Below are 11,957 nucleotides of genomic sequence, written 5' to 3'. Positions count from 1 at the left end.
GTCATTGCTCTAAAAGAGTTTTGATAGTTGATAGGGCAGCTTTACGGAGTTTCGCAATCTCAGCCTTGGGCAAAGGCTGCGGCTCGTTCCCATGGCCGCGCTGAATAATGAGGTTTGCCAAATCGTCTACGAATGTCGGCTGCATGTCATAAATTGTGGCAAGGGCATCCTCGTCAGAAACTAACAGCAGTGCAATGACGCAAGCGCCCAAGGATTGACTGCCGCCCTGCAGCGTTTGACGTACTGTCAGTGTTTTGACGGTTTGCAAACTTTCGGGCAAAACCTCACAGAGGTTGGCCGAAACAGCCTTGCTTTCAGCCATGCAGATAAGCTGGGGGTCGCTGACATCGGGCGGTAGCCTGTCTGCCAATAGTTTCTCAAATGACGCTTGGGCTGCGGCATAAAGGTCGCCGACATAGGTCGCAGCATCATCACCGTCATGGCACGATAGGAAGAAACGCTCTGCATGAATCAAACGATCTTGCAGGTGCATGCTAAGGCGATTGAACAGCTTGAAGCCGAACTCGGCCTGGATACTGGCGCGAGCATCCAGCAGTTCATCAACTTGCGCATCCTTATCCGAAATGAAAGTTGGCGTGTCGACGAACACGATGTCCCGGACAAGAGTGTGAACGACTTCGCGAAGGAATGGCTCATCAGTCAGTTCGTGCTGAGGTGCATCCGCACCTCCCTTGCCATGCGCTTTTTCATTGCGCTTGGCGCTGATGGCAATAAGACGGTTAATGAGATCTGGTTGCGTGGCAGCAAGACGCCGTAAAGGGTGCCCTTCGTCATTGCGCGCTTGAAGGATGGCAATGGCGAGAACCGTTTCTTGATAAGCGCCACCATTTTCAAATTCCCGCAGTTTGCCTTCACGAATCGGCCTAAAACCTTGCGATGGCTGCTCAAGCCCGATAGCCTGCGCCGATTGCTCCAGCAATGCGGCGTGTTGGCTCTGTTCGGTGTATTTTAGTGTTGCGATAACGTCCTTGAATGGGCGAACGCAACAGGCGTAAAACAGCGCCCATTCTATGGACGCATAAATTTTGGCAAGTGTTCGAAATTGTGCGTTACTAGCAGGTTTTAAACTGGCAATAAGTTTCGGGTAACGTTGCCAGTTGGCCTCCGTCTCGAATGGTTCTTTTTGTCTTGTGTCCTGTTTTCCGGGGCCGGAAGTACTCAGCTGTTGCTTCCAAGTGAGCAGCCAGCCAGCCAGGTTATCCTCTAGCTCCAGCATCTGCTCAAAGGATTTTTCAAGGATCAGAGAAAATCCGTTTCCAAACGGATCGGCGATGCGGAACTCGCTGTCGCTTTTCTGAATGGCAATGGGACAATCGAGGTGATAAAACTCGGGTTCGGCGATTATCGTGATCTGCTGGACAGGGGGCATTTTGTATTCCATGCCCAATACTGCCGCGCGTTTCTTCATGGCCCGCAATGTGTTGATGACATCACGTTGTGTTGGGGCATTTCTTTTGTGAGAAGAATCCCAACGGATCGTCCGAAAATCTTTCTCCTCGCCTTCCTTTTTCTGCAAGGGATTCGCATCGTCCAGTTGATGCAGAAATGGCAAAATTTTCCCGCTAACAAGTTCACGGAACAAAAGTGCGGTCACGAACACCGGGGGATTGCCTTCCTCGTTTAAGCCCTCATTTCGCTCTTGTCTGATGATGGCGTTGTATTCGTCAATAAACCCTTTGTCCTGCAAGCGCAAAAGAACGCCCTTGACCAAATCCAGCGGAATGCGGGTTTCATCCGCCAGCTCATCGGCATGCAGTATCCCGAAAACATCAAGCAATTTAAGGATGACTCGCTCAAATGCATTCAAGCCATCGCCATCGTTGGAGACCTTGGGCAAGGTCACGCGATACGCATGCACTGGCCAGGCGAGACTGCGCGGCCTGCCGATGATGCCGCTGAAGGGATTGGGCTTGCCGTAGTCCAGAAGCTTCAGCATGGCAGCACCACTCCCTTACGCCGACAGAGTTGAAGAAAATCCACTAATCCAGGGACAAAGTCTTCCGCGAGTTGGTTTTGTAACGCGCCCGCATCGCCGACGACTACCAGCAATTTCTTTTGGCGGCTCATGGAAACGTTCAGGCGGTTGTAGAGGCAGAGATGGCCGAAACAAAACTGAGCTTCTTTTGTATCTGTCCAACTCTCGCCTTTGCTAATCACTCTCCTCTTACAGGCTTCAATACTCTCCCTACTTGGCATGGTTCTCACCATGGATAGGAATACAACATCGAATTCCATACCTTGGAAGGAGTCCACCGTGCCGACGCGCAATTTCTTGTCGTCGTCCGCGATGTTGCCTAATTGTTTCCTGATGAGGTCGGCCTGAGCTTTGTAGAAAGAAATCACACCAAAGGAGAGGCCTTTCCCCGCATCCGAACTCATCCACTCATTCAACTTGCGGACGATGACAGTGGCCTCTGCAGGACGTGTCCAACTGGTTCCGTCCTTTTGATGTCTTCCTATCTGTGCTGGTACATCCAGCCAAACTGCAGGCTTGCCGTTCGTGCTGGAGAGCGCATGGGCGAAATCGCTTACAGGCCGCCCTGAGCCGAAATGCTCCGTCGGATCAAAGCGTTCGTAGAAGTTACGGCTGATGAAGCTACCCAGCAGCGGGTGCATGCGGTATTGCTTGTCGAGTGTTACGCGGCGGGTGATGCCGTCGTATTCCTCCAACGTTTTCAGACGAGTGCTGAACAAATACTGGAAAATGGATTTTTTTAGCCAGTCATTTTCGTCCTGTCCACCTTCGCCTTCCTCCATCTGGCGGGCCACCTCTTCGTCAATGATGTGCGGCAACTGCCGATGGTCGCCTACCAAAATGATGCGCTTGCCTTGCGCCATAGCCACCATCAAGTCACGGGGCGATACGCGTGCGGCTTCGTCCACGATCACATATTCGTACTCCATGCTCTTATTGACATCACTCCCTGTCATCCCCTTCTGAGCTTGCATCCTTCGATTCACGCTTTGCTGGCAAGTGGCAGCAAAGGCAAAGCTGTAATCAGAAAGTGCGTCCATCATTCCATAAGGGTTGCCTTCCAATTCAGCCAAAAACTCAGCCAACGCAGCCGATTTTTTATTCTTAGCTGAATGCCCTGCGGTCATGATGCGCAGGATGGCAAATTCCGCCAGGGCAATCACCTCGTCGTTTTGCTTCTCCACGCGAAAAACCGGCGGACTGCTAAACCGGAAAAGGAGCTTCATTTTCAGCGCCGCCAAATCCGCTAGGAACGAGGGCGGGCCATCCTCGCTGCGCCAAAGACTAGCTGCGTCTAGCAATTCGCGCTCGTTTTCTTCAAGAACATCGCGCAGATCTTCCAGCGCGTCTACCGACCGTTCCGGCCCGTCGTCGCTGAAGCTTTCAGACTGAACACGCAGACGACGTGCGGCATTTAGCCATTGACTTGAATCTTCGTTGAGCTTCTCGTCACGCGTGAGGTTCTTTGCCAGATTCTCCGCCCGACGCATGCCGCCTTCACCTAGCACCGCAACGCCAAGTGAAGCGATTTTCCTAGCAAGGCTCCCCGCCAATGGGCGACTTGGTGCTTGAACATATTGGAGGAACAGGTTTTTGATTTCCCTTTCCTGCTCCACTTCTGCAATCCGCGGGTTTCGCTCACGTAGCTCGGTGGCCAATTTTGAGCACCAGTCCTCAAGATTGCGCTCGAAGGCGCTGTAATCATCATCAGCCGCACCAGACCGCTTGCCAAATTTTGGCACGGGGATACCGTTGAGTGAGAGCCGCTCTATCATGTTCTCCACGGCATCGTGCTGAAACCCTGTCAACAGGATCTGACCCTTGATACGCGTCCCTCGTTTGTCGGCAATCTCGTTTAAGCGCTCTAGAATCGCAGCGATGACGGTGGTCTTGCCGGTGCCGGGTGGGCCTTGGATGAGCGCTATGTCTGGTGTGTTTAAGGCCACCTCAATAGCTTTTTCCTGCATTACCGTTGGGTCATTGCGAAAGACTTTTTTGCGGACGAATGCCGTAAGCGGTGGGGTTTTTTGCGGTTCGCGGGTTCGGGCGATTTGTCCCTGCTCCTCAATTAACAGCCCCAACTGGGGGTTGGCTGCACGGCCTTCCAGAATGGCCTGACGAGCCGCCATACGGCGCTTGATTTGGGCAGTTTCGCCCGCCAGCGACAGGATGAGCGTGCCAGAATCTCTGGGCAGAGTCTCCGTTTTAAGCGTGAGCACTCGGGTTTCTTTGTCAAATCCGACGACATTGAAATAGTTCCTTTCCTCACGACGTTTTAGTTCATCCGATTGCTCAATTCCGCCTGCAAAATCCTTAAAGCTAAAGTTTTCAGTCTTCAAATAGTCCGGCAGTTCATCCACCAACTCGACTTCAGGCACTGCGCCTTTTTCCAACGCAATCCATGACGAATCAGATGCCTGAGAAATGAGAACCGTGACAGTTCCGTCTCGTCTCTGACTCATCCCCTCGAACTGCAAAGAGCCAACTTCGCGCGCTTGTTTAAGCAGCAGTTCGCCTTCCATGTCGCCGAACTCGTCCCATTTTTTCAGATAGCTGCCGTCGTCCTGCGTGAGTGCAGTCATTTGCGCTTTGGCAAGAATTTGCACTTGTCCTGCCTGCGTCCAATCCACGAAACGCAGCCGACCTTTCGCCAAGCGCAGGGCGCGGTCCGGATCATTCCTTTGCGCCTTCAGACGGGATGCGATGAAGATGGAATTACCGCCCGGCATTGCTTTTTCCGTAACAACGAAACGGATACCATTGCCGGTAATGCCGAAAGAGTTTTTTGAAGTTGGCTCTGCCCTTACTTCGCGTGGCGCTTCATCTGCGTCCAGTTTCAGTTCTTTATCAATGGCTGGGCCGGCGGTCAGAAAGAAGTAAGCGTTTTCACCTTGCTGGAAGCAGCAGATTTGGCCGAGAACCTCGTAGGGGCGCTTCCCCTTTTCGCCAAGACGCATCTTTGCCAGTCCATTTTCCACGTATTCATCCACGCCGATTTCGACATCGCCCATTTCCAAACTATCGCCTGTGAAAAATGCGACTTGTAATTCGATACTGCCATCTGCAGCGGGGCTGGCTAGTTGCGCCAGCAGGGAACGCCCGCTGGCGAGTTCGGCATTGAGGAGGCGGATGTCTGCTGTCACGACGGGTCGGACGAAGACAACGGAATCTTTTAAACGAATTTCAAATTCATCCGTACGGCTTAACCTGGCTTCCACCGCGAATACGGGCTGCTCTTGAAGGGCCGGGGTCTTGGTGGTCGGCTTGACTCGGATGCTCAGGATGCAGGCGGGAATGTCCTGAAAATTCATTTACCCCCCTCGACGAACTTGAAAGTCAGACTTTCAGGAAAAGCCTTTGCGCCCCGGGCGGGAACTGCCGTTTTGGCCGCGAAGTTCAGCACGGACTCGTATTCCATGTCGTTGTGATTCTCGAATGAAAATGGATAGAACAGACGGTGCGGCAGGGCAAGCTCTCTTGTGCTGGCTGGAGTGACAATTTCCCAGCGTGGTGTTTGAACCCGAATGGAAGCGGGGGGCTCGCCGCCGCAATAAGGGCAGTTTCTATAATCATCAGGGAAATAGCTCATGGCACATTCGGGGCAATCCAGCGCGTGGTCGGCTGCTTTGGTAAGCTCCAGCGCCCAAAACGCCATCGCTGGGCGGCTAGGCGGGTGTTCTCGGCCAGCTCCGAAAGTTGCTTGAAAAAGGCGACGCAATTCCGATGTTGTAACCAGAACACGTGGCAAACCACCAGTGCCCTTGTTGGAATCGTCATCTTCGTCATCCACGAAAGGCAGGTACCCGGCGTATGCCTGATCTTCCATGCTGGCGGGCACACTGTCGCCTCTCGCCTGCGGCTCAGCGTCCCAGCCGCCATCGTCGTCCTCAGTTTGCAGTACTTTGTTGCCGATGAATGGGTGGCACAGCGCTAACAGCTTGAAGGCCATGACAGCGAAAGCCCAGCAATCGGTTTGTGGGCGGGACTGATCGCGACCTTGCACCACTTCCGGCGCGCCGTAACCCGGCGTATAGACCGACACGCCGCCGCTGAGAAACTCAGGGCGCATGTTGTCAGCATCTATCAGCCAGACATCGGGGGTGTCACCTTCGCCCATAAAGGCATTGTTGGGAGAAATGTCACCATAGACCATCCCCGCGTTGTGAAGGCGGGCGAGGATGGCGGCGCACTTCGCCAGCACGCGCAGACGGCGACGCGTAGAGCCTGTGCTGGCGTAATGCAGCAGCCGAAGCGCCTGGTCTTTGTCAGAAATCTTCGCCAGCCATTGTGGCAAGACTTGTCTTTCATCTTCAAGCTTCTTCTTGCTTCTGCCATCCAAATCGAAAACGGCGAATGGCTTCATATCGTTCAATAGACGCATCACATAGCCCGGTTCGTCTCGCAAGATGGCAAGCGGTAGGGAAATGGGGATGCGCCGTGGCATGGGCAGCAAGCGGATGCGCTGAAAACGCTCGCGCAGATTGGCGTTTTTGTCTGGCTGGCCGGAGGCATCCAGCGGTTGCTTGACAGCCAAATCCGCATCCTTGGTGCGGTAGACTACGCCTTGTCCACCGCGAGCAAGTTCATCGGTAATCTGATGAAAATTGCCATACTCATCCACAAGAACTTTCGGAGCTTTGTGTTCTATGGATTCATGCATCCGGGGCGTCCTCACGAAAAAGGCAAGCGATGGTCTTGTCGTCGCTGTGCTTGGGAGTAGGCCATTTTTCGAGCATTTCTCTGGTGCGGCGATTGGCACTTATTTCGGCGATGGAGCAATGTGCCTCGATAAAGCCCGATACAAAACCATCGACATTATCCAAGTCATCAGCTACGCCATCGGTACACAGGAAGACAGCAATACACTCTTCCTCCGGAAGCGAAATATGCCGCCATTCATTCAGCGAAACATTCTGGGATAGCGCAGTGGTGATGTTGGAAAAACCGTAGCCCCTGTCTTCAGTGAGCGATACGACAGAGCCATCAGGTTTGAGAGCTGCGACAAGACCATCGCCAAGCATCCCCAAGTGAATTAAGCCATCTCCGAAACGGAACGCGAACAGACAGGTCGCAGAACAATCTCGAGGCTCAAGTGGGCTAGTATTGGAGAGCCAATAATGTTGTATCCGTTCGAATAGGTAATCGCGGTTTATCTCGACCTGAGATATCTCAGCCTTGATGCGACATGCTAGAGCTGCACAACCGACTGCCAAGCACGCGGCATCACTTCCAAAATTGGAAAATGGCTTTGAGCCAACTCCATCGGATACCACAATGCCATCCCCCCAGGTATGGTGAAACGACATCCACGCATCTTGGTTTGGCAAACCTTCAGTAATGTGACTTGGGCCGCGAACGCTTGCGCCAAAACTTTTCCACAGCGTCATGCCCACTCCTCATCCTCTTCAAACCAACCATCAAGCGCAGAAAACAACTCATCTGATGAGAACAGCTCATCTGATGAGAACAGCTCAGACTCTTGGAGTTTGGGATTCGCATCTGCACCAATCTCTATGATTCGCAGCATGTTTGAGGGCAAATTGACTTTCCATCGCTTCAGAGCCCTCGCATCATCCCGAGACCAGAACCCGTCAGTGAAAAGTAGAACTTTGCCGTCAGGCTTGTCACCAAGCGATTGAATCAGTGATGAACTATTTGCAGTTCCTGAGCATGAAAGTAGCTCCTCAGGAAATCTGCTTCTTGTGCCCCAGTCAGGTATACGAAGCGCCTCAGAGCCCCAGGCCCACAAAGTGATCTCAGTACGCCCGTAGCCATACAAAACCCATTGAGCAATGGTTGTAACCAGTGTTCTCATAATGAATGGTTTTCCACCGTCGCTCATGCTGCCGGAAATGTCGCAAACCAGATGGAGTGTCACGTCGTTCCCTCTATCGCTTCGGCTCGCGCGGCGATGTTGTTCATCATCGTCTTGATCTGTTCAGCAAGTGATGCTCCGCTCCAAAGCGTCAGCCTCGCATCCTTGATCTTTTTCTTAGCCGATTCATTATTTGGTGGAACACAACATGCAACGATGCCACGACCTTCAGTTCCTCCGTAGAAGCGCACAAGGTTTTGCAGCTTCATAACCTGCTCCTGCGTTACATTGCCTGCCTTGCATTCCACGATGTAAAGCGAGTAACCGTCGGTAAATGTGACATCCAGCTCGTTATATTCCGCACCGAAATTCGAATGATTCCAGGCGTTTTCTTGCTTCAGGTTCAGCTTTACATTTATGCGCAAGTCTTGGATGACGCCAGTATCTTCGTAGGGCTTGCATTGCAAATAGACAAACTCCTCGAACCAGCCGCCTGACAGATATTTGGCGAAATCAGGCCATCTTTCGAATTCCAGATCCAATCCGTAGCCTTGGAATGTTGCTCTCTCCGAATTGTCCAGCTTGAAATTGATGCCGTCGCGACAAATTTCGAATGGTTTGAACGCATTGTTATAGTCGGTCAGTTCTTTATAAAACCTACGCAACTTTTCACGATGAATCCAGAGAGTCTTGGTCAAGAGTTGACGATCCTGCGACATCTCATTCATCACGGAATCGTTGGAGATATCCAGTCCGTCGCTATTGAGACGTAAAAAGGTTTCGATAGAATCAATCCGCCGGATTTTTTCGCGACGAAGACTGTCAACAAAAGTTATTTGACGATTCCTACTATCAAAATAAAAGGGAACAGCGCCAAGCTCGCGAGCAGCAGATAGTGCGCCTGCAAACATTAATTTCGTTCCGCCGGTCAGATTGATTCCGATTCGCGTATTTTCTGGAAATTGTTTCGCAAGTTCAGTAATTCGCTCATGAACGGCTCGATCATCCCAAGGGTCAACAGAAAGTTCGTGTAGATCTCGGGAACCTATAAAAGCTCGCATACCTGTAGCGGGATAGTCTTTTGAGTTAACGAAAACGTGATGCGCCGACTCAAATTGCCGAATGCTGAGCAAGGCAGGCATCCGTTGCTCACCAAAAAGATGGAAGGTGACATCAAATCCGTTAGAGATGTCTCGGATCGCGTCCTGTTTCGCTCCGTGCTGCTTGAGCCACTCGGCAGGCAGCGATACAACCTCGGGCGCCATGCCAACGACGGACGATGCTATAAGCCGTTTTTTGAGTTCAGGGTAGCTCAGTGCTGCGAGCGCCCATACAAAGGCCATTACCGGAGTTCCAGGACTAAGGTAGAGCGTGACGAATTTCTCACCTGATTCACGCTCCACCCTATCCAGCGCTCGCATCGCGCCAGCATAAATACCTTCGGTGTCGTTGAGTTGACGAAGTTTCTCGCTTATTAATCGGATTCTTGCGTTGCATCCCACATTGGCAGCTTTTGTTTTCAACCAACTCTCAAAATGCTCATGGGCAGCAGCTGTATTGGCGAACCTAGAAACAAACTGACTGGTGGACTTCCAATCCTTCTCAAGCCCCGCGTTTCGTATTGACGACAGTTCATGTGCGAATGTCCTCTGCGCTTCGATTAATTGGTTGGATTCATTGTCTACCCGGGTATAGCCTAGGATAATCACATCAGAATAGGACTCACTTGTGAGGGCGCCTGCAATAGGGCCATCGGTATTTTCGAATCCCAGAGAGGCACGAAAATCTGTGATTCCGTACCATGTGAGCAGAAACTTTTTCATCGAGACCTTTCCTGAACATATGGGCGGAACCATGCGATGTCATTCGTCATTTTGTTTACGAATACAGCGCGGTTAGGTTTTTCGATGCCTTTAAATTTGCCAATTCCTCCACTCACAAGTGATCCGGCATCGTCCTCATTCATGCAATACGCCACGCGTAATTCGAAAAAGGAGAAAAGGTCTTTGCATGCGGTGGCACAGCGCTGCCAACGGTCGACAAAAGCAAATACAAATGTACCTTTCCTTGGGCCGTCTTCTGCGAGATGTTTTAAGAGGTCAGCCGGGCTTGGCGGGTCGCCGGGCTTGGGAGATTTAAACGCAGGCGCTGGATGTAGTATTTTCTCGGAATCGAGACCGTCGACGATTAGCGCGATGCGGCGAACCCCAAGATTGTCTGATATCGCTTGTAACGGTAGCGCAGAAATATCGTCGAACATTTTGAAGCGCGCACCGAGAACTTGCGCGGCGGCTGAGAATGCTCCTCCGGGAGCGACCCCTCGAGCGTTGAAGTAAATGACTTCATCAAAGCCGTCGGCGAAAGACAGGCTGTAAAGCATAGCGGACAGCAGTCCGTCGTGAATCTGATCGTTGTAGCCGCTGAATAGAACATTAAACGCAGATCGACGAGTAAGCGGCAAAGTCAAAGGGGCGGCTTCGAATGTGAGCCGTTCACCCAAAACAAGCGTTTCTTCTTGTTCACAGACTGTCTGGTATTCAGAAAGTGACGGAATCTCTGGAAGAGATGCTCCGCTAAAAATTTTCGTTTTGGTGGCAGCTCCGGAAAGAGACGTGCGCTCTATCAGTTTCGTGAGCAACGCACGCCGATGTTCACTTTCTCCGGCGAATGGGATCATGAACCTCACATTGCCGGACTTGGCCCCGTTAGCATTGTTGATAATCCCTTCAGGTGGGCTACGCAACTCTGCTGCTGCCCAGTTCCCGCCCCCGAGGATCATTGCGGAATCCTCCTGCCCACAAGCCAGTGCAATACGACATCCCAACTGGGTGATGATGCTTCCGATTGACTGGGCGTTGATGCCTTTCAGAGTCTGAGTAGCCAGAAGGATGTGAATGCCGAACGAGCGCCCCTGCTTCAAGAGTTGCGAGAGCAGTTGCTCAGCCGCTTCTGCCACCTGGCGGCCTTCTGAAAACAGAACCTGGAACTCATCGATGATCAACAGAACGCGGGGCAACCGCACCCTGCTTAACTTGCGATATTCGGCAAAATCTCGGGCGTTTGCAGACTTGAATATCCGTGCGCGAGTTTCCAGTTCACCCACGAGATGCCGTAGAACGGTGACGCCATATTCAGGATCGCTTTCCGTGGCAACAAGGCGGGCATGTGGAAGTGGGGGGGCTGCATAGACATTGAACTCCGTCGACTCCTTGTAATCCAGTAGATAAAGATCAATCTCTTCGGGTGAGTATTTCTCGCATAGCGTGTGAATCAGGACATGGAGCAGATTAGATTTACCAGAGCCCGTCTTCCCTGCAAGCAATGCATGATGCTCGGAGTCCGTCGCGCCCACTCTTAGCGTTGCAAAGTCGCCAGCGGGCGTCCATCCAATGGGAATATCAAAGCCGCCAATGGTCGTCTCATCGTTGATGAGGTTCGTCCAGAGATCGGGCATCGTTTTCCTGAAGCGCGTCTTTGCTGCGCAATTTTCAGCGAGCTTTGCCATGAAGCCATCAAGCACGTCCCGACGTGGCCATTGCTCAGGCATGTATGTGAATGACAGTTCCGCAACCCCGGCGCACTGCAATAGATGATCAAGCTGCGTGGAGGAGGCTTCCAGCGTGGCCATGAACTTTTCATATCGTCTGTCTTCCATGCGCTTGCTATCAATTGCAATGATGGGCAGTACACCACAGCGTGGACCGTTCTCACAAATGCGGCCAAGGAACCAGAGAGATTTGTCCGATATTTGCTCCGGCACATCAAAAAGCACCACAACCTTGCAAGGTAACGGGGCGTCGGGGTTGATCGCGTTGTATTCCGACCAGTTGAATGCCTTGTCATTGAATCGCTGCTGGATCATCTCCTCAATCTCGTCCGTCAGTATGCCGAGTGCGGCCTCGATTTCGTCCGACCGAGTGAGAACATGGCCTTGCGGCACCAATTGCTCTACCTTCAGTAGTGGCAGGAACGGCTCGACCGACTGCCCCTGCTGCAGTGGATCAATAAGTGTCAGTTCTATTTGTGTACGCGCTCCATTTCCCCCATCCTTGTTGACATTGCTGGCCTGGGGCATCGTATCGGCTTCGCTTGTTTTTCGTGGAGTCACCGATGTCAACAACCAGAGGGCCGGGTCAGGCCTGGTGG

General features: G+C 52.2%; 7 protein-coding genes. All 7 read right to left on the bottom strand.

Going from position 1 to position 11,957, the window contains the following annotated elements; genetic code table 11:
• Position 1 precedes the first annotated feature (1 nt).
• A complete protein-coding gene (locus GTU67_RS13945; protein WP_185780650.1) occupies positions 2-1,957 on the bottom strand; it encodes a hypothetical protein in 1,956 nt (651 codons plus the stop codon).
• Complete coding sequence (locus GTU67_RS13940) at positions 1,951-5,307, bottom strand: DEAD/DEAH box helicase (protein ID WP_185780649.1); 3,357 nt, start codon at positions 5,305-5,307, stop codon at positions 1,951-1,953. The genes GTU67_RS13945 and GTU67_RS13940 overlap by 7 nt, the downstream gene beginning before the upstream one ends.
• Positions 5,304-6,656 (bottom strand): protein kinase domain-containing protein, encoded by a 1,353-nt coding sequence (locus GTU67_RS13935; RefSeq protein ID WP_185780648.1) that lies wholly within the window; start codon positions 6,654-6,656, stop codon positions 5,304-5,306. Before GTU67_RS13935 ends, GTU67_RS13940 begins: the two co-directional genes overlap by 4 nt.
• Positions 6,649-7,383 (bottom strand): PP2C family serine/threonine-protein phosphatase, encoded by a 735-nt coding sequence (locus GTU67_RS13930; RefSeq protein WP_185780647.1) that lies wholly within the window; start codon positions 7,381-7,383, stop codon positions 6,649-6,651. Before GTU67_RS13930 ends, GTU67_RS13935 begins: the two co-directional genes overlap by 8 nt.
• On the bottom strand, positions 7,380-7,874 hold the full coding sequence (locus tag GTU67_RS13925; protein ID WP_185780646.1) for a VWA domain-containing protein: 495 nt from the start codon (positions 7,872-7,874) through the stop codon (positions 7,380-7,382). The genes GTU67_RS13930 and GTU67_RS13925 overlap by 4 nt, the downstream gene beginning before the upstream one ends.
• Positions 7,871-9,634 (bottom strand): Card1-like endonuclease domain-containing protein, encoded by a 1,764-nt coding sequence (locus tag GTU67_RS13920; RefSeq protein WP_185780645.1) that lies wholly within the window; start codon positions 9,632-9,634, stop codon positions 7,871-7,873. Before GTU67_RS13920 ends, GTU67_RS13925 begins: the two co-directional genes overlap by 4 nt.
• A partial coding sequence (locus GTU67_RS13915) for an FtsK/SpoIIIE domain-containing protein (RefSeq protein ID WP_185780644.1) occupies positions 9,631-11,957 on the bottom strand: 2,327 nt, incomplete at its 5' end. The genes GTU67_RS13920 and GTU67_RS13915, both read right to left, overlap by 4 nt.

This window comes from Pusillimonas minor (assembly GCF_014237865.1).
Taxonomy (GTDB): Bacteria; Pseudomonadota; Gammaproteobacteria; order Burkholderiales; family Burkholderiaceae_B; genus Neopusillimonas; species Neopusillimonas minor.
Note: the sequence above shows the minus strand (reverse complement) of the source record. Positions and strands in the feature narration are given on the sequence as shown.